Below are 19,272 nucleotides of genomic sequence, written 5' to 3' on the forward strand. Positions count from 1 at the left end.
GCTTGTCTCCTTGGCCTGCAGCTCTGAACGGCTCACCTGCAGACATGAATGGTCAGTTTATATGAAAATTCATGCAATTCAACTATCATCCATACATGCACCAAGCCCCCCCATCTCATATCAAAGCGCTGAGTCCAGACTTTGAAACGCCGCATTTCAAGCAAGCCCTGTCGCGCTTTGCCACGGGGGTGACCGTCATCACCACGTTCGCGCCGGGCGCACAGAAAGGCGATTCGGCCAGCAGCAGCTTTGTGGGCATCACCGCCAGTTCGTTCAATTCGGTGTCGCTCACGCCCCCGCTGGTGCTGTGGAGCTTGGGGCAAGGCGCCAGCAGCGCACCGCTGTTCCATGCGGGCACGCATTACGTGGTGAACGTGCTGGCAGCCGATCAGCTGGATGTCTGCAACCGTTTTGCCTTCGGCAAAGGCGACCGCTTTGCCGACACCGCTTACAAGCTAGGCGAGTCGGGTTTGCCCATTTTGGATGGCGCTCTGGCCTGGTTTGAATGCCACAACCGCAGCCGCCACGAAGAAGGCGACCATGTGATTTTTGTGGGCGAGGTGGAACGCTGCGGTTTCAGCGATGGCTCTGCCCCACTCGTCTACCAGGGCGGTCAGTTCAGCACCACCACGCCACTGGCATGAGCAACCCGGCAGGCTTTGTCGACGACTACCTGGCCTATTTGCTGGCCCGCGCCAGCCATTTGATTTCGAGCGAATTCCACGCCGTGGTTGAGGCCAGCGGCCTGAGCCTCATGGAGTGGCGCGTCATGGCGAGCCTGTCGGGCAAAGACAGTTTGAGCATCAACGAACTCGCCAGCATCGTGCTGGCCAAACAACCCACCGTGACCAAGCTGGTCGGACGCATGCAAGACGCCGGATGGGTCACGCGCTGCGACGCCGCACACGACAAACGGCAAAGCCTGGTGAGCCTCACGGCAGCAGGTCGGCGCAAAGTGCAGCCTCTGCTGAAACAAGCCAAAGCGCACGAAGCACAGGTGGTGTCAGCTTTGGGTGCGGACCCGGCCCATCAACTCAAGCTCATGCTGGAGAGCTTAATTGCGGCGCATGGCAGTACCTGAGCGCGCAAGGGCACAGCCAAAATTTTGGGCTTTAGGTTTGGGTGAACCATTTATTGCAATCTCTGCGGCAAGTGGTTGGGGCTAAGACTCAATGGCTGCATTGCAGGGCGGACATTGGGAAATCCGACTGGCCTGCTGTTTAAGACCAATACCAGACACTCATCAGGTCTGCAAAACAGATACAGGATTCAGCGATGCGATTTGCTCTGCCGCATGCTCGACAATGAAATCGGCAATGCAGGTTATGTCGGATAACGTCAAAAGATGCATGCCAACTTGGGTTATCGGGTCGTCACTGGCCATCGCGACGATTCCATGTGATGTGGGCCAAAGTGGCGACTTATCAACCGCCGCACGCCAGACTTCCAGCTTGGGGAAATCACCTTGCTTGAAACCTTCAATCAGCACCAAATCACACGCTTGCAACTTATCCAGTAATTGAGGCAGAGGAGGTTCATTGTCTTCGCTCAGTTCATGCATCAAAACCCATCGGCGTCGGCCCATGACCAGTACCTCTTGACATCCTGTTTCGCGCAGTCGATAAGAGTCTTTACCTGGTCGGTCAATGTCCAAATCTTTGTGACTGTGCTTGATCACCGACACAATCATCCCCCGGGCTTTCAGCTCCGGAACAAGGTGCTCCAGCAAAGTGGTTTTGCCCATCCCGGAATGTCCTGAAATGCCGAATACACGCATTTCAACCCCGCTTGCCTGATTGAATTGGCTTGTCTTGGCCAATGATCTTTTCACCCGCTTGACGCACCGCGTTCAAAAGTTCGCTTTGGAGCTGCTCACTGCACATGGCTCGTGCAAGCATGACGGCACCCACGTTCTGGGCCATGATGGCCCAAGCCGAATGGGCATCCCCTGTGAGGGCTTTCACATTGGCGTGAATCTCTTGGACGCCCTGTTCAAAAACCAATTTAACTTCGTCACCAGCGCGTCCGATCTCTGGTGTCAATGACGGCAACGGGCAACCGTCGCCTGCGTTATGTACGTGCGCCAGACTAAGGTAACCCGCTAGGGCACGCGATACCTGCACCTGGTCAGTTGAATCTACCGAGGCATACATGTCTGCAGTGCGCTTCAGTTCTGCTTCGATGATGTTAATGAACAAATCCGACTTGCCCGTGAAGTGCTTGTACAAAGAGCCGGTTGTGACGCCCGCAGCAGCGGCAAGATCTGTCAAGCCACTGGCATTGAAACCATTCTGCTTTGCATGTTGACCACTTGCACTGAGCAGATTCTCTCTTGCTTGCTCTTTGTATTCAGCGTTGTAACGCATAAGAATCTTTAAAAATTTGAGTTGACAGTTTTTTACCGATTGACTTAGGATAACAGTCATTATCCAATTTTTCAACCGACATTGATCTAGGAACACATCGCCATGGAAACTGCTGAGACAGAAGGATGGAAGAAATCCGCGTGCATCATTTGCTCGATCAACTGCGGCTTGGAAATCAAGACGGAAAATGGGCGGATCACCAAGGTGAAGGGCGATAAAGACAACCCTGTATCTCAAGGCTATATCTGTGAGAAGTCGCAACGAATGGACTTCTACCAAAACGGCGCGGACCGCATTGATTCTCCAAAACGCCGCAAAACCGATGGCACCTACGAGAACATCGATTGGGACACCGCCATCCGCGAAATTGCTGAAAAGTTCAAAGCCATCAAACAGCAACATGGTGGTGACAGCATTCTTTATTACGGTGGCGGCAGTCAAGGCAACCATCTAGGCGGAACATACGCAGACAGCACCATCAAAGCACTGGGTATTCAGTACAGATCCAACGCACTGGCACAAGAAAAGACGGGGGAAGGCTGGGTGCAAGGCAAGATGGCTGGCGCACCAGTGCATGGTGACTTTGAACACTGCGAAGTCGCAGTTTTTCTTGGGAAAAATCCTTGGCAATCGCATGGCTTTGCACGCACAAGGGTCATTCTTCGAGAGATTCAGAACGATCCGAACCGCGCCATGATCGTGATTGATCCGAGGCGCAGCGAGACCGCCAAAATGGCGGACTTCCACTTGGCCGTCAAGCCGGGAACAGACGCTTGGTGTCTGTCTGCTTTGTCTGCCATCCTGGTCCAAGAAAATTTGGTAGCCAAAGCCTGGCTGGATGAGCACACCACCGGCTATGCAGCCGTTGAAGCTGCCATGACAAAGATCAACGTCGCACAGTACGCAAAGATTTGCGGCGTGGATGAATCACTGCTTCGGTCTGCAGCGCGTCGCATTGCCAGTGCCAAAAGCGTGTCGATGATTGAAGATTTGGGTGTGCAAATGAGTTTGCATTCGACGCTCAACAGTTATCTGAATCGGTTGGTCTGGCTGCTGACGGGCAATTATGCGAAGAAGGGGGCTAACAACGCTTTTGCACCTTTCCTCAACCTCTCAAACTCCACTCGAAGCACATCCAAAAACACGAAATCTGGCAAGCCTGCTGCGCCCCGCAAGTGGACGCACAGCCCAGTCACCAACTCCAAGGTGATCATGGGGTTGATTCCGTGCAACGTCATTCCAGATGAAATACTGACAGAGCACCCTAAGCGCTTTCGGGCAATGTTCATTGAAAGCGCCAATCCCGTTCACTCATTGGCGGACAGTCAGCGCATGCGGCAATCCCTTCGCGCATTGGAGTGCAGCGTCGTGATCGATGTGGCCATGACAGAAACGGCGCGGCAGGCCGACTATGTGCTGCCTGCTAGCAGCCAATTTGAAAAGGCCGAGGCGACGTTTTTTAATTTGGAGTTTCCACGCAACGGATTCCATTTGCGTCATCCTCATTTTCCTCCTCGACCTGGCACTCTTACAGAGGCAGAAATCCATACGCGTCTGCTGGAGGCGATGGGAGAGTTGGACGAAACCAATTACAGCTTTTTACGCGCCGCAGCACGCCTGGGGCGCACGGCGTTTGGCCTGGTGTTTGCCTGGAAATCTACTCGCGACAAAAAGGTCGCACGATATGCCCCTGTGTTGCTGTATCGCACTTTGGGGCCTAGCCTGCCAGCCAACTTGGCTCCTGCGGCCACCCTATGGGGAATCAGTCAAATTTACGTCCGCACTCAAGCTGCAGCTGCAAAAGGGGCAGGGTTTGGAGGCCCGCCTTTGATCGCAGGCAATCGTCTGTTTAATGCCATATTGAACAGCCCTTCGGGTGTCATCTTTGGCGTTAGCCAATACAGCGACAGCTGGGACGCCGTGAAATTGCCCGATCACAAAATCAACTTGAACATCAAAGAGATGTTGGACGAGTTGGCAACGATTGACAGCAAACTGCCACACCACAGACCAGATTACCCCTTCATCTTGTGCGCCGGTGAACGCCGAGCGGAGACAAGTCAAACATCCATTCGAAATCCGGAATGGATGAAGAAGGGCGACTTCAGCGTCATGCGCATTCACCCCGAAGACGCCGCCATGTTGGGATGCGCAGACGGTGACTGGATTCAACTCAAAACGCCCCGTGGTACCGCTAAAGCGCCCATTGAGTTATCGGACGAATTTCAGCGGGGCTATGTCTCCATGCCCAATGGGCACGGTTTGGATTACCCCGATGCCGATGGCACGTTGACCCGCAGAGGTGTCTCAGTGAACGAACTCACCAACACGGCTGACCGCGACCCCTTTGCCGGAACACCTTGGCACAAGTATGTGCCTGTTCATTTAGAACGCCTTGTTCAAAACTAAGAGAGTGCCGAGGACGCCATGACCCACGTTGTGACAGAGAACTGCATCCAATGCAAATACACCGACTGTGTGGATGTTTGCCCAGTGGATTGCTTTGTAGAAGGCCCCAATTTCTTGGCCATCGATCCTGACGGATGTATCGATTGCGCAGTTTGCATTCCTGAATGTCCTGTCAATGCAATCTACGCAGAGGAGGATCTACCCGCTGACCAAAGGCACATGACTGCTCTAAATGCGGAGGTTTACCGACTCACTGGATGGAAAACTATCACCAAACGAAAGATTCCGCTTCCTGATGCCGAGGCCTGGAAAGGCAGAACAGAAAAGCTGGCGCACTTGATTCGCTAAGCGTGCAGCTGGACCAGCCAATGGTTGACTAAATGAGGAGATCACCATGAATGCGGACATGCAATTCAAAACCCCGATATCAGCCCCCACTCGCATCCACCACATGCTGGACCGATGGGTTCGTGAGCAACCGCAGGCACCAGCATTGCGGGATGCCAAAATTCGCCTGAGCTACTCGCAGCTAGATGAAGCCTCGCGTGCGGCAGCAGAGCAGCTCAAATCACTGGGCGTACGCGCAGGCGACCGCGTGCTTCTTGTTGGCGAAAACTGCGTGGCTTTGGGCGTACTGGCGATGGCGCTCAGCCATCTCGACGCATGGGTCATCTTGGCAAACGCCCGGCTGTCTGACCGGGAAATTGACGAGTTCATTTCACATGCCCGTCCGCGCCGGGTTCTTTACACCGAACAGGTCTCAGCGGACGCGGCCCGTCACGCAATGCGACACGGTGCGCAGGCCGTTTCATGGGATGCCCTTGGCAACATCGCAGTCGGGCCGCTCGACACCGAGACTGTGCCCGAGCCAGCATTTATAGAGCCAACGCGGCAAGTAGCGGCCATGATTTACACCTCCGGCACCTCCGGCGCACCCAAGGGCGTCATGCTGTCGCACGCGAATCTGATGTTTACTGCAACGTCCATCGTCAAGCAGCGCAGCATTGCGCCGGGAGATGTCTCGTATTGCGTGCTACCGATGGCGCACGTGGTAGGGCTGGCCGCGCAGTTTTTGGGTTCGATGGCTGGCGGCGCCGAGGTGATATTTGAGCCGCGATTCTCCCCAGCCAATGCTGCTAAGGCCTTGGCAGAGGAAGGGGTTACAGCGTTTGCTGGCGTGCCTGCCCTGTACGCCAAGTTGTTGGAATGGCTGCGGGAATCAGGGGCAACATGGCGGGCACCTAGGCTGCGTTTAATCACGGTGGCCGGTGCCCCTTTGACTTCGAATTTAAAGACCGACGTAGAAGCACTCTTTGGCCTTCCGCTACACAACGGATATGGATTGACGGAGTGCGCACCTACTGTCGCTCAGACACGGTCAGACGCGGTGCGCACAGATTGCGCCGTAGGGCAACCAATCCCGGGGGTCGATATACGCATCGTCAACCCGCAGGGTATGGACGTGAACGGTGGCGACATTGGTGAGTTGTGGGTTCAAAGCCCTGGCCTGATGCTGGGGTACTACAACAACGATGCAGCCACACAACAAGCCATCAATGCCGATGGCTGGTTCAACACTGGAGATTTGGCGCGACAGGAGTCAGATGGCGCGCTGCACATCGTTGGGCGGACTAAGGAGTTGATTATCCGGTCAGGCTTGAATGTGTACCCGGTCGAGGTAGAGCAAGCCATCAATAGCCATCCAGAGGTCGTTCAGTCAGCTGTCGTTGGTCGCAGCGTAGAGGCCAATGAAGAGGTGGTTGCGTTCATCGAGCCGACGGCAAACAGCACACTTGATGCAGCGGGAATGCAGAACTATCTGCGCGAACGGCTTGCCGCCTATAAGGTGCCGAGTGACATCAGGTTTCTGATGCAACTCCCCTCGTCACCTACCGGGAAGGTGCTCAAGGGAGTGCTTAAGGTAAGCGCTCAAGAAGTCGATCCATTGGTGTCAGATGCTGTGTGAATCAATCCCTATGAAAGGCTCTCTATGACTGAAAAAAAAGCCATCCTGGTTATCGGTGCAGGTGACGCAACCGGTGGTGCCATCGCCCGACGATTTGCGCGCGAGGGCTACATCGCGTGCGTGACCCGCCGCACGGCCGAAAAACTTGAACCTTTGGTCCAGCAGATCACGGCAGAAGGTGGGCAGGCCCATGGATTTGGCAGCGACGCGCGCAAAGAGGAAGAAATGATTGCTCTTGTCGAGCGGATCGAACGCGACATCGCCCCCATTGAGGTGGCCGTCTTCAACATCGGTGCTAACGTGCGGTTCGGAATCACAGAAACCACTGCCAGGGTCTATCAGAAGGTATGGGAGATGGCCTGTTTTGGTGGCTTTCTGATGGGCCGTGAAACCGCCAAGGCCATGCTGCCGCGCGGTCGCGGCACAATCATCTTCACCGGTGCCACGGCTAGCCTGCGCGGGCGTGAAGGCTTCGCTGCATTTGCCGGTGCCAAGCATGCCCTGCGCGCTCTTGCCCAGAGCATGGCCCGTGAGCTTTGGTCTAAAGGAATTCACGTTGCACACCCGGTCATTGATGGTGCCATCGACACAGAATTTATCCGCTCAAACTTTCCTGAACGCTACGCCATGAAGGATCAGCAAGGCATCCTCAGCCCAGACTCCATCGCTGAGGCCTATTGGCAAATTCACCAGCAACCCCGTGACGCCTGGACTCACGAGACCGAATTGCGGCCCTGGATGGAATCTTGGTGATAGCAGGGCAACAACCGATCAATTACTCACACGTAAACCCAATGAAGCCACTTCAAGTTCAGTTCCTCTTCGATTTCGGTAGCCCGAACGCGTACCTCTGCCATAAAGTCCTGCCGGGTATTGAGTCGCGTACCGAGATTCGGTTTGAGTACGTGCCGATACTGCTCGGCGGCCTGTTCAAGCTGAGCAACAACCGATCTCCGGCTGAGGCCTTTGCCGACATACCCAACAAGCGAGCCTATGACAAGCTGGAGATCCGACGCTTTGTTGCTCGGCATCAGCTCACTCGGTTCCAATTCAATCCCCACTTTCCGGTGAATACGTTGAAGATCATGCGACTGGCTGTCGCGGCACAGACGCTGGGGTGCGAAACCCAGTACATCGATGCTGTGTATTCGGCAATGTGGGAGGCAGCGCGCAACATGGACGACTCAGCTGAGATTACCGCCGTTTTGCATGATGCCGGCCTCGATGGAGCCGCACTTTTTGCCAAATCGCAGGAGCCTGAGATCAAGGCCCGCCTTACGGCTAACACGCAGTGTGCATTCGAGCGTGGTGCGTTCGGCTCCCCATCTTTCTTTGTGGGTGATGAATTGTTCTTTGGGAAAGATCGCTTGAGAGAAGTCGAAGAAGAAATCGAGAAACAAAGGATGAAGTCCAACCTATCGAACTAGGCTTCGTGTTGGACGTGAATATTCGCAAGACCATACATTCCTATGAGTGAATTTGGTCTGTGGGCAACGCCCATTTTCAGGATTGGGCTGTCAGCGAGAAATCGTTGCGACCGCCTTTGCGGCGATCAGCGGATGTCGGCTTTCTGGCTTTGAAAGCGAGGGGGGCTAGGACCGCAATGGGTCGGTTGCGGCCAGCCACTTGCGACGATTGAATGTCTGGTCCCAGCCTAAACCTGCCGATCGATCTGGGCTTTCTCCAGCTTTTAACCAAATCCTTTTTAGTTCACTCCGGAACCACAGCCGTCACTTCGATCTCAACTTGGGCCCGGTCTTCCACCAGATCGGCCACCTGCACCAGCGTCATGGCCGGGTAGTTCTTGCCGATGACTTCCTGATAGACCTTGCCCAGCTCGCGACCACGGGCGAGGTATTCCTTCTTGTCTTTGACGTACCAGGTCATGCGGGCCATGTGCTGTGGGCCTGCGCCTGCGCACGCCAGCGTGTCGACGATGTTTTGCAGCGCCTGGCGGCACTGGGCTACAAAGTCGTCGGTCTCGAACTGGGCTTGGCCGTTCCAGCCGATCATGCCCGCGACGAACACCATGCGGCCACGCGCTTCGATGCCGTTGGCATAGCCTTTGGCGGGTGCCCAGCCATCGGGTTGCAAGACGTTGAACATATGGGGCTCCTCAGGAAGAAATTTGACGCAGCTTGAAGCGCTGCAGTTTGCCGGTTTCGGTGCGGGGCAAGGCGTCCAAAAAGACCACCTTGCGCGGGTACTTGAACGGGGCGATGGTTTGCTTGACGTGCTCTTGCAAGGTTTTTTCCATGGCCGCGTCGCCCGTGTGGCCGGGCTTGAGCACCACATAGGCCTGGACGATGTGGCCGCGGTCTTCGTCGGGCATGCCGACCACGCCGCACTCGGCCACGGCCGGGTGTTGCAGCAAAGCGCCTTCCACCTCAGGGCCTGCGATGTTGTAGCCCGCCGAGATGATCATGTCGTCGTTGCGCGCCTGGTAGCTGAAGTAGCCGTCGGCGTCCATGACAAAGGTGTCACCGGGCAGGTTCCAGCCGTCTTTCACATAGTCTTGTTGGCGCGGGTCGGCCAGGTATTTGCAGCCTGTGGGGCCGCGCACAGCTAGGCGCCCCACGGTGCCAGGCAGCACGGGCTGCATGTCGTCACCCACGATCTGCGCCACATAGCCGGGCACCACTTGGCCAATGCTGCCGGGGCGCACTTGCGCGCCCGCACTGGAGATGTAGATGTGGATCACTTCGGTGCCGCCAATGCCATCGGTCATCTCGATGCCTGTGGCCTGCTTCCACAGCTGGCGGGTGGCGTCGGGCAAGGCCTCGCCTGCCGAAACGGGGTGCTTGAGGCTCGACAGGTCAATGCCTTTGGCCAGCGTCGCCATTTGGCGGTACATGGTGGGCGCGGTGTAGCACTGCGTGGCGCGGTACTTGGCAATGGTCTGCATCAAGGTCTCGGGCGTGTGCTTTTCCAGCAGTACGGTGCTCGCACCATAGCGCAGCGGAAACGCCAGCAGACCACCCAGCCCGAAGGTGAAGGCAATGGGCGGCGTGCCGCAGACCACATCGTTTTCGTTCATCTGCAGGATGTGGCGCGGGAACAAGTCGCACATGGCCAGCACATCGCGGTGGAAGTGCATGGTGCCCTTGGGCTTGCCCGTGGTGCCGCTGGTAAACGCAATCAGGCACACGTCGTCGCGGCTGGTGGCGTGAGGCGTGTACGCGCCAGTGTGCTGCGCCATGCGCTGCTCCAAGCCATCGGCGGCATCGCTGCGGAACTGCACCAATTGCTGCAAGCTGGCCATGTGGCTGACGTGCCCGGGCGTCATGCAGTGCTGCAGTTCGTCGGCCAACAAGCTGTCGCACAGGGCGGCGCTGACCTGCGCTTTGTCGATGATCTGTGCCAACTCGCCCGCACGCAGCAGCGGCATGGTGGGCACCGCGACCAGCCCCGCCTTGAGCGCGCCCAGCAAGCAAGCGGCCATCATGGGGCTGTTGCCGCCGCGCAGCAAAATTCGGTTGCCGGGAACGAGGCCCATGTCTTGTGTCAGCACCTGGGCGATGCGGTTGCTCTTGTCTTGCAACTGCGCATAGGTCCAGCTGAAGTCGCCACCACCCTTGTTGAAGTCGCTCACGCCATGCAGCGCGATGCGATCGCTCCGGCCTTCGCTCACATGGCGGTCCACCAATTCCACCGCGCAGTTGAGTACATCCGGGTAGTCCAGCTCAGACCGGTCGGCGATGAACACGGGCAGCTGGTCTTTGGGCGGCAGTCGGTCGCGCGCAAAGGTGTCGGTGTGGCTGCTGGGCAGCAGTTGGTTCCAGTCGCTCATGTCAACCTTTCAGCAAGTCTTTGCCGATGATCAGCTGCTGCACTTCGGTGGCGCCTTCGTAAATGCGCAGCGCCCGAATCTCGCGGTACAGCGACTCGACCATCACGCCTTTTTTCACGCCCATGCCGCCGTGCAGCTGCACCGCCATGTCGATGATCTGCTGGGCGTTTTCGGTGGCGGTCATCTTGGCCATGGCCGCTTCGCGTGTGATGCGTGCGCCCTGGTCGCGTAGCCAAGCGGCGCGGTAGGTGAGCAGCGTGGCGGCGTCGAGCATGGTGGCCATCTGCGCGATCTTGGTTTGGGTGATCTGAAAGTCGCCCAAGCTTTGGCCAAACATCTTGCGTGAACGCGCCCAGCTGATGGACTCGTGCAGCGCACGCCGCCCAAAGCCCAAAGCGGCTGCCGCCACCGAAGTGCGGAACACATCGAGTGTGGCCATGGCCACCTTGAAGCCTTGGCCCGCATCACCAATGCGCTGTGCTGCAGCCACTTTGCAGTTGTCAAACTTGAGCGTGGCCAGCGGGTGCGGCGCGACGACGTCGATGCGCTCTTCAATCGTCAAGCCGGGCGTGTCGGCATCGACAATGAAGGCGGTGATGCCACGCGCCCCCGGCGCTTCACCCGTGCGGGCGAACACCACATAAAAGTCGGCAATGCCGCCGTTGCTGATCCAGGTCTTGCGGCCGTTGAGCACATAACCGTCTGCCGTGGCGGTGGCGCTGCACTGCATTGCGGCCACGTCAGAGCCCGCATCGGGCTCGCTGAGCGCAAAGGCCGACAGGGCCTGGCCTGAAGCCACGCGAGGCAGGTAGCGCTGCTTTTGGTCAGGCGAGCCCATGAGGCTGATAGCCCCAGTACCCAGGCCCTGCATGGCAAAAGCAAAGTCAGACAAGCCGTTGTGAAAAGCCAGCGTCTCGCGCAGCAGGCACAGCTGGCGCGTGTCGATCACGTCCGATGCGGCGCCGTAGGCTGTGCCAGAGACTGCGTGCTTGAGCCAGCCGCCGCTGCCCAGCAGGCGAACCAGACGGATGCATTCGGCGTCGACCGCATCGCGGCTTTCGTCGTGGTGGGCGTGAGCCAGGTGTTCTTGGCACCAAGCGTCCAGCCGCACTTTGAAGTCGCGGTGGCTGTCATCAAAGAAGGGCCAATCGAGTTCAGCGGGGTGCTGTGTTGGGTGGTTATTGGACATGGCTCAGTCGCCTTCAAAAATGGGCGTTTGCTTGGCCACAAACGCGTGGTACGCCCGGTGGAAGTCGTTGGTGGCCATGCAAATGGCTTGGGCCTGGGCTTCGGCCTCGATGGCTTCGTCCACGCCCATGTTCCATTCTTGTTGCAGCATCTTTTTGGTGATGCCGTTGGCAAATGTGGGGCCTGCCACCAGCTGGGCGGCGATGGCCTGTGCATCGGCCAACACGGTGTCTGCCTCGCACACGCGGTTGTAAAAACCCCAGCGCTCTGCTTCCAGTGCGCCCAAGCCGCGCCCGGTGAACAGCAACTCACTTGCACGGCCCTGGCCGATGATGCGCGGCAGCAATGCGCACGCGCCCATGTCGCAACCGGCCAAGCCGACTTTGTTGAACAGGAAATAGGTCTTGCTGCGTTCGGTGCCGTAGCGCAGGTCAGACGCCATGGCCAGAATGGCGCCTGCGCCTGCGCACACGCCGTCGATGGCGGCGATGATGGGTTGTGGGCAAGCGCGCATGGCCTTGACCAAGTCACCCGTCATGCGGGTGAAGGCCAAGAGGCCGGGCATGTCGAGTTGGGTGAGCGGGCCGATGATTTCGTGCACATCGCCCCCCGAACAGAAGTTACCGCCCTCGCCCGTGATGACCACGGCGTGGATGTCGGGCGCGTAGGGCAAGGCGCGGAAAAAGTCACGCAGTTCGGCGTAAGAGTTAAACGACAGCGGGTTCTTGCGCTCGGGGCGGTTCAGGCTCACCGTGGCCACACCGCCCTTGACGGACAGCAAAAAATGCTCGGGCTGGTAGCCCGCCATGGGCTGGTTGTGGCGAGGCAGCTGGTGGGGCTGGCCGGGCAGGTAGCGTTGGCTCATTTTGTCTCCTTCGATTGTGTTGGGGTGCCGGACTTCAAGGTGCCCAGCAATTTGTGCAGTTGTTCTTGTTGGCTTGCCGCCAGCGGCGACAGCAGCTCGACGACCCAGCCCTCGTGCGCCAGGGCCATGGCCGCAAATGCGCTGCGCCCGGCCTCGGTCAGGCTGACGTTGTAAGAGCGGCGGTCGCTGGCCTGCATTTGCCGCTGCACCAGTTGTTCTTTTTCGAGCTGGTCAACGATGGATGTGACGTTGCCACCCGTGACCATCATGCGGCGCGACAGTTCGCTCATCGACAAGCCTTGCGGCTCGCGCTCCAGCTGGGCCATGAGGTCAAAGCGCGGCAGCGTGATGTCAAACTGCTCACGCAGGCGCTGGCGGATGGTGTCTTCGATGCGGGTGGTGGCCGACAACAAACGCAACCACAGGCGCAGCGAAGCGTGGTGGTCGGCGTGCGCGCGCACTTCCATGTCGGTGTCTTGTCGTGCACTCATGACACCAACTCCCCACCATCGATGGCAATCGATTGACCGTTGATCGCATCGCTGCCCGCTGCGCACAGCCACAACACGCTTTGCGCCACTTCGTGCGGCTGCACCAAGCGCTGTTGCGGGTTGCTCGCGGCCAAGGCTTGGCGCGCTTCGGCTTCGCTCTTGCCGGTTTTGCTCACGATGTTTTGCACCGCTTCGCGCACGATGTCTGTTTCGGTGTAGCCGGGGCAAATGGCGTTCACGGTCACACCTTTGCGAGCCAACTCCAAGGCCAGCGCTTTGGTCAGGCCCACCACACCGTGCTTGGCGGCCACATAGGCGCTCACATAGGCATAGCCTTTGAGGCCCGCTGTGCTGGCGATGTTGATGATTCGCCCGGGCGTGCCTGCTTTGGCCGCTTCGAGCATGCCCGGCAGCACGGCTTGGATGCAGTGGTAAGTGCCCGTCAGGTTGACGTTCAGCATCTGCTGCCACAGCGCGGCATCGGTCTTGGCAAAGGGCGCACTGTGCGCCTGGCCCGCGTTGTTGACCAGGATGTTCACCGGGCCAAAGCGGGTCTGAGCTTGCTGAACCGCGGCTTGCACGGCGTGTTCATCGGCCACATCCATGGGCGCGATCAGCACCGCCACGTCGGGCACTTGCGCACGCAGCGCCTCGGCTTGCGCCTGCAGCGTGTCTTGTGAGCGGCCACAGAGCGTGAGACGGCAACCCGCTTGCGCGAGCTGCAGTGCGATGGCCGCGCCAATGCCTGCGCCCGCGCCTGTGATCAGGGCGTGGCGGTTGCTCAGCATGCTTTGCCCCCTGTAGGAGCGGCGCCCTCGCCGCGATGGACTTTTGTGGGAGCGGCGCCCTCGCCGCGATGGACGCCCATTCGCGACGAGGGCGTCGCTCCCACAAATTCAAATTGCAAGGAAGGTGAATTTACCCCATGTGAATGCGACATCTCAATCCCCCTTTGTCGCAGCCTGCTGGGCACGCTCGCGGGCAAAGCCCGCTTCAAGCTGCGGCTTGCCGGACACATAGGCACGCGGCCAAGCGATGTCTTTGAAGCCGATGCGTGCCGCTTCGGTCAGCGTCCAGGCCGGGTTGGCCAGGTGCGGGCGGGCCACGGCGCACAGGTCGGCGCGGCCAGCGGCCAAGATGCTGTTGACGTGGTCAGCTTCACTGATGGCGCCAACCGCGATGGTGGCGATGCCTGCTTCTTGGCGGATGCGGTCGGCAAACGGGGTTTGGTACATGCGGCCGTAAGTGGGCTTTTGCTGTGCACTGACCTGACCCGACGAGCAGTCGATCATGTCAGCACCTGCAGCCTTGAAGGCGCGGGCGATCTCGACCGCATCGGTCGGCGTGATGCCGCCTTCGACCCAGTCGTGCGCCGAGATGCGCACCGACATGGGCAGGTCTTTGGGCCAGGCCGCACGCACGGCGGCAAACACTTCGAGCGGGTAGCGCAGGCGGTTTTCGAGCGAGCCGCCGTATTCGTCGTTGCGTTGGTTGGTCAGCGGGCTGATGAAGCTCGACAGCAAGTAGCCGTGGGCGCAGTGCAACTCCAGCCAGTCAAAACCAGCTTGAGCTGCGCGTTGGGTGCTGGCCACGAAGTCGGCCGTGACGCGGTCCATGTCGACGCGGGTCATGGCACGGGGCACATCGCCGTGCGGCAAATAGGGCTGGGCGGAGGCCGCCAGCAAGGGCCAGTTGCCTTCCGCATCGTCAGCGGGTACAGGCTGGTCCATGCCCGCGCCTTGCCAAGGTCGGCAGGTCGAGCCTTTGGGCCCAGCGTGACCGATCTGCAAGCCGATCTTGGCGTCAGACTTGGCATGCACCCAGTCCACTATTCTTGCAAAGTCGGTGGTCTGCTGCTCATTCCACAGCCCCGGGCAACCGTGGGTGATGCGGCCGTCGGCGCTGGGCGCGGTCATCTCGACCATCACCAGCCCGGCACCGCCCATGGCGCGTGCGCCCAGGTGCACCAGGTGGTCGTCGCCCACGCGGCCGTCCACGGCCATGTATTGCGCCATGGGCGATACCACCACGCGGTTCTTGAGCGTGACCGAGCGTTGGGTGTAAGGCGTGAACATGGGAGGACGAATGCCCGGCTTCGCTGTGCGGCCCGCAAACCAGGCCTCGTAACCTTCCAGCCAGGCTTTGTCGCGCAGGCGCAAATTCTCATGGCTGATGCGCTGGCTGCGGGTGAGCATGGAGTACATGAACTGCTCGGGTTCGAGCTGGTCGCAGTAGCGCTCGCCGCACACCTCAAACCATTCCATCGCGTTCCAAGCGGCGTTTTGCAGGCGGATCACATCGATCTCGCGCACGGCTTGGTAATGTTTCAGCACTTCAGGGATGCGGTCAGCGGTGTCGCCCAGCGCCTTGAACTGGCGCACCAACTCAATCGCGTCTTCGAGCGCGAGCTTGGTGCCCGAGCCGATGGCAAAGTGCGCGGTGTGCACCGCGTCGCCCATCAGCACCACATGGCTGTTGCCGTTGAAGTGTGACCAGTTGGCGCACTTGACGCGCTGGAAGTTGAGCCACGCCGAGCCACGCAGGTGGCGGGCGTTGGTCATCAGCTTCTCGCCTTGCAGATTCTTAGCAAAGAGCTTTTCACAGAAGGCAATCGACGCGTCTTGATCGGCCTTGTCCAAACCGTGCGCCAGCCAAACGTGTTCGGGGCACTCGACGATGAAGGTGGAAGTCTGGTTGTCGAATTTGTAGACGTGAGCCTGAAACCAGCCATGCTCTGTCTTTTCGAACAAAAAGGTGAAGGCGTCGTATTGGCGGTTGGTGCCCAACCAGATGAAACGGTTAGGACGGGTGACGATGTCGGGTTCAAAAATTTCTGGTGTGCGGCTGCGCACACGCGAGTTGACGCCATCGCTGGCGATGATCAGATCTGCATCGGGAAAGTCCAGATCTGAACTCACGTCTTGTTCGAACAGGAGCTTGACGCCCACTTGCTCACAGCGCTCTTGCAAGATGTTGAGCAACTTCTTCCGTCCGATGCCCACAAAGCCGTGACCGCCAGAGCGAATCACATGGTCTTTGAAGTGCAGCTCGATGTCATCCCAATGGTTAAAGGCTTGCTCTACCTCAGCGGCTGTTTCTTTGTCCCATTCACGCATGTTCTCTAGCGTCTGGTCCGAAAACACCACGCCCCAACCAAAAGTGTCGTAGGGCTTGTTGCGCTCCACCACGGTGATGTCGTGGTGTAGGCCAAGCTTTTTCATCAGCAACGCAAAGTACAAACCCGAAGGACCACCACCAATACACACAATTTTCATGATCGTTCTCTTTGCTATAGACCGCACAGGCCATTGATTAAGGCCTATATATTTCAAACCTCAAGTATTGAGGTGAATGAACGTACGGTCAATCAGGGAGTAACCCGTAGAAAACGAAAGAAGGAGAGGGAAAGGGGGGATGCAGAAATGCTTCGCACAAAGTAAAACGCCCCACCGTTAGGTGAGGCGTTTTGGGCTGTTAGAAGCCTGACGATGTCCTACTTTCACACGGGAATCCGCACTATCATCGGCGCTAAGTCGTTTCACGGTCCTGTTCGAGATGGGAAGGAGTGGTACCAACTTGCTATGGTCATCAGGCATAACTTGTTGTCATCTTGATCAAATCAAGACAACGAATTCATAGAGTTTCGAATCAGATTTTGAGCTCTCGCTCAGGCTTTTCAGCCTTTTTTGAATGCGTCAACTTGGCATAACTTCCTTGACCAATGCACATCTTTCAATGTGTGATCAAAGTTATAGGGTCAAGCCTCACGAGCAATTAGTACAGGTTAGCTTAACGCATTACTGCGCTTCCACACCCTGCCTATCAACGTCCTGGTCTTGAACGACTCTTTAGGGGGCTCAAGGCCCCGGCAGATCTCATCTTGAAACGAGTTTCCCGCTTAGATGCTTTCAGCGGTTATCTCTTCCACACTTAGCTACTCGGCAATGCCACTGGCGTGACAACCGATACACCAGAGGTGTGTCCACTCCGGTCCTCTCGTACTAGGAGCAGGCTTCCTCAAATCTGCAGCGCCCACGGAAGATAGGGACCAAACTGTCTCACGACGTTTTAAACCCAGCTCACGTACCTCTTTAAATGGCGAACAGCCATACCCTTGGGACCGGCTACAGCCCCAGGATGAGATGAGCCGACATCGAGGTGCCAAACACCGCCGTCGATATGAACTCTTGGGCGGTATCAGCCTGTTATCCCCAGAGTACCTTTTATCCGTTGAGCGATGGCCCTTCCATACAGAACCACCGGATCACTATGTCCTACTTTCGTATCTGCTCGACTTGTCAGTCTCGCAGTTAAGCACGCTTATGCCATTGCACTATTATCACGATGTCCGACCGTAACTAGCGTACCTTCGAACTCCTCCGTTACGCTTTGGGAGGAGACCGCCCCAGTCAAACTGCCTACCATGCACTGTCCCCGATCCAGATAATGGACCTAGGTTAGAACCTCAAACACACCAGGGTGGTATTTCAACGTTGGCTCCACGAGATCTAGCGACCTCGCTTCAAAGCCTCCCACCTATCCTACACAGATCTGTTCAAAGTCCAATACAAAGCTACAGTAAAGGTTCATGGGGTCTTTCCGTCTTTCCGCGGGGAGATTGCATCATCACAAACATTTCAACTTCGCTGAGTCTCAGGAGGAGACAGTGTGGCCATCGTTACGCCATTCGTGCAGGTCGGAACTTACCCGACAAGGAATTTCGCTACCTTAGGACCGTTATAGTTACGGCCGCCGTTTACTGGGACTTCAATCAAGAGCTTGCACCCCATCATTTAATCTTCCAGCACCGGGCAGGCGTCACACCCTATACGTCCACTTTCGTGTTTGCAGAGTGCTGTGTTTTTATTAAACAGTCGCAGCCACCGATTTTTTGCAACCCCGTTCGGCTCCCTTTGTTCAAGTTCACCTAATAGGGGCATACCTTCTCCCGAAGTTACGGTATCAATTTGCCGAGTTCCTTCTCCTGAGTTCTCTCAAGCGCCTTAGAATACTCATCTCGCGCACCAGTGTCGGTTTGCGGTACGGTCAATTACAAGCTGAAGCTTAGTGGCTTTTCCTGGAAGCAGGGTATCACTCACTTCGTGTGCAAGCACACTCGTTATCACCCCTCATCTTAGCCCGGCGGATTTGCCTACCAGGCATGACTACAGGCTTGAACCAACATATCCAACAGTTGGCTGAGCTAACCTTCTCCGTCCCCACATCGCACTTGTAATCGGTACAGGAATATTGACCTGTTTCCCATCAGCTACGCATCTCTGCCTCGCCTTAGGGGCCGACTCACTCTACGCCGATGAACGTTGCGTAGAAAACCTTGCGCTTACGGCGAGGGGGCTTTTCACCCCCTTTAACGCTACTCATGTCAGCATTCGCACTTCTGATACCTCCAGCAGGGTTTACACCACCACCTTCACAGGCCTACAGAACGCTCTCCTACCACTTGCAATAAATTGCAAATCCGCAGCTTCGGTAACTGGCTTAGCCCCGTTACATCTTCCGCGCAGGACGACTCGATCAGTGAGCTATTACGCTTTCTTTAAATGATGGCTGCTTCTAAGCCAACATCCTGACTGTTTTAGCCTTCCCACTTCGTTTCCCACTTAGCCAATTTTAGGGACCTTAGCTGGCGGTCTGGGTTGTTTCCCTCTTGAGTCCGGACGTTAGCACCCGGTGCTCTGTCTCCCAAGCTGTACTCATCGGTATTCGGAGTTTGCCTTGGTTTGGTAAGTCGCCATGACCCCCTAGCCAAAACAGTGCTCTACCCCCGATGGTAATACTTGAGGCACTACCTAAATAGTTTTCGGAGAGAACCAGCTATTTCCAAGTTTGTTTAGCCTTTCACCCCTATCCACAGGTCATCCGCTAATTTTGCAACATTAGTCGGTTCGGACCTCCAGTACCTGTTACGGCACCTTCATCCTGCCCATGGATAGATCACTTGGTTTCGGGTCTACACCCAGCGACTGATCGCCCTATTCGGACTCGATTTCTCTACGGCTTCCCTATTCGGTTAACCTTGCCACTGAATGTAAGTCGCTGACCCATTATACAAAAGGTACGCAGTCACCCCTTTCGAGGCTCCTACTTTTTGTAAGCATGCGGTTTCAGGATCTATTTCACTCCCCTCCCGGGGTTCTTTTCGCCTTTCCCTCACGGTACTTGTTCACTATCGGTCA

At 57.3% G+C, this 19,272-nt stretch carries 16 protein-coding genes and 2 rRNA genes (1 of these 18 only partly in view); 7 read left to right on the forward strand and 11 right to left on the reverse strand.

Features of this window, described 5'->3' with window-relative positions:
* The first annotated feature begins 95 nt into the window (after positions 1 to 95).
* Positions 96 to 644, forward strand: coding sequence for a flavin reductase family protein (locus tag B9Z40_RS05875; RefSeq protein WP_100172308.1), 549 nt, complete (start codon positions 96 to 98; stop codon positions 642 to 644).
* Positions 641 to 1,081 (forward strand): MarR family winged helix-turn-helix transcriptional regulator, encoded by a 441-nt coding sequence (locus tag B9Z40_RS05880; protein WP_100172309.1) that lies wholly within the window; start codon positions 641 to 643, stop codon positions 1,079 to 1,081. The genes B9Z40_RS05875 and B9Z40_RS05880 overlap by 4 nt, the downstream gene beginning before the upstream one ends.
* 162 nt (positions 1,082 to 1,243) lie before the next feature.
* On the opposite strand, the gene mobB is transcribed toward B9Z40_RS05880, so the two are convergent.
* Both mobB and B9Z40_RS05890 read right to left on the reverse strand, forming a co-directional pair.
* On the reverse strand, positions 1,244 to 1,819 hold the full coding sequence (mobB, locus tag B9Z40_RS05885; protein ID WP_233204801.1) for a molybdopterin-guanine dinucleotide biosynthesis protein B: 576 nt from the start codon (positions 1,817 to 1,819) through the stop codon (positions 1,244 to 1,246).
* The gene (locus tag B9Z40_RS05890) at positions 1,779 to 2,627 is read right to left on the reverse strand and encodes a TetR/AcrR family transcriptional regulator (RefSeq protein ID WP_233204802.1); all 849 of its coding nucleotides are present in this window, start codon (positions 2,625 to 2,627) and stop codon (positions 1,779 to 1,781) included. The genes mobB and B9Z40_RS05890 overlap by 41 nt, the downstream gene beginning before the upstream one ends.
* Between B9Z40_RS05890 and B9Z40_RS05895 the strand changes: the two genes are divergently transcribed.
* From B9Z40_RS05895 to B9Z40_RS05915, 5 genes are read left to right on the forward strand one after another with little or no spacing between them, the layout of a single operon-like run.
* Positions 2,535 to 4,775: a molybdopterin-dependent oxidoreductase gene (locus B9Z40_RS05895; RefSeq protein ID WP_369823412.1), complete on the forward strand. Its 2,241-nt coding sequence runs from the start codon at positions 2,535 to 2,537 to the stop codon at positions 4,773 to 4,775. The genes B9Z40_RS05890 and B9Z40_RS05895 overlap by 93 nt on opposite strands.
* A gap of 18 nt (positions 4,776 to 4,793) precedes the next feature.
* Complete coding sequence (gene fdxA, locus B9Z40_RS05900; protein ID WP_100172313.1) at positions 4,794 to 5,123, forward strand: ferredoxin FdxA; 330 nt, start codon at positions 4,794 to 4,796, stop codon at positions 5,121 to 5,123.
* Positions 5,124 to 5,169: 46 nt separating this feature from the next.
* Complete coding sequence (locus B9Z40_RS05905; RefSeq protein WP_100172314.1) at positions 5,170 to 6,741, forward strand: class I adenylate-forming enzyme family protein; 1,572 nt, start codon at positions 5,170 to 5,172, stop codon at positions 6,739 to 6,741.
* 24 nt (positions 6,742 to 6,765) lie between these two features.
* On the forward strand, positions 6,766 to 7,494 hold the full coding sequence (locus tag B9Z40_RS05910) for an SDR family oxidoreductase (protein ID WP_100172315.1): 729 nt from the start codon (positions 6,766 to 6,768) through the stop codon (positions 7,492 to 7,494).
* A gap of 41 nt (positions 7,495 to 7,535) precedes the next feature.
* The gene (locus B9Z40_RS05915; RefSeq protein WP_100172316.1) at positions 7,536 to 8,168 is read left to right on the forward strand and encodes a 2-hydroxychromene-2-carboxylate isomerase; all 633 of its coding nucleotides are present in this window, start codon (positions 7,536 to 7,538) and stop codon (positions 8,166 to 8,168) included.
* A gap of 283 nt (positions 8,169 to 8,451) precedes the next feature.
* Here the strand turns inward: B9Z40_RS05915 and B9Z40_RS05920 are convergent, their stop codons facing one another.
* From B9Z40_RS05920 to B9Z40_RS05960, 9 genes are all read right to left on the reverse strand, one after another.
* Positions 8,452 to 8,847: a RidA family protein gene (locus tag B9Z40_RS05920; protein WP_100172317.1), complete on the reverse strand. Its 396-nt coding sequence runs from the start codon at positions 8,845 to 8,847 to the stop codon at positions 8,452 to 8,454.
* Between the two features lie 10 nt (positions 8,848 to 8,857).
* Positions 8,858 to 10,513 (reverse strand): AMP-binding protein, encoded by a 1,656-nt coding sequence (locus tag B9Z40_RS05925; RefSeq protein ID WP_199172528.1) that lies wholly within the window; start codon positions 10,511 to 10,513, stop codon positions 8,858 to 8,860.
* A gap of 19 nt (positions 10,514 to 10,532) precedes the next feature.
* The gene (locus B9Z40_RS05930) at positions 10,533 to 11,720 is read right to left on the reverse strand and encodes an acyl-CoA dehydrogenase family protein (protein WP_100172319.1); all 1,188 of its coding nucleotides are present in this window, start codon (positions 11,718 to 11,720) and stop codon (positions 10,533 to 10,535) included.
* A gap of 3 nt (positions 11,721 to 11,723) precedes the next feature.
* Positions 11,724 to 12,584 (reverse strand): enoyl-CoA hydratase family protein, encoded by an 861-nt coding sequence (locus tag B9Z40_RS05935; RefSeq protein ID WP_100172320.1) that lies wholly within the window; start codon positions 12,582 to 12,584, stop codon positions 11,724 to 11,726.
* Positions 12,581 to 13,075: a MarR family winged helix-turn-helix transcriptional regulator gene (locus B9Z40_RS05940; protein WP_100172321.1), complete on the reverse strand. Its 495-nt coding sequence runs from the start codon at positions 13,073 to 13,075 to the stop codon at positions 12,581 to 12,583. Before B9Z40_RS05940 ends, B9Z40_RS05935 begins: the two co-directional genes overlap by 4 nt.
* Positions 13,072 to 13,863: an SDR family NAD(P)-dependent oxidoreductase gene (locus B9Z40_RS05945; protein WP_100172322.1), complete on the reverse strand. Its 792-nt coding sequence runs from the start codon at positions 13,861 to 13,863 to the stop codon at positions 13,072 to 13,074. Before B9Z40_RS05945 ends, B9Z40_RS05940 begins: the two co-directional genes overlap by 4 nt.
* A gap of 153 nt (positions 13,864 to 14,016) precedes the next feature.
* Positions 14,017 to 16,350 (reverse strand): bifunctional salicylyl-CoA 5-hydroxylase/oxidoreductase, encoded by a 2,334-nt coding sequence (locus tag B9Z40_RS05950; RefSeq protein ID WP_100172323.1) that lies wholly within the window; start codon positions 16,348 to 16,350, stop codon positions 14,017 to 14,019.
* Between the two features lie 205 nt (positions 16,351 to 16,555).
* Positions 16,556 to 16,668, reverse strand: a 5S ribosomal RNA gene (gene rrf / locus B9Z40_RS05955).
* Between the two features lie 160 nt (positions 16,669 to 16,828).
* Positions 16,829 to 19,272 (reverse strand): 23S ribosomal RNA (locus tag B9Z40_RS05960) (it continues 436 nt past the right edge of the window).

The sequence above is a fragment of the Limnohabitans sp. 15K genome (genome assembly GCF_002778285.1).
In the GTDB taxonomy this organism is placed as follows: Bacteria; Pseudomonadota; Gammaproteobacteria; order Burkholderiales; family Burkholderiaceae_C; genus Limnohabitans_A.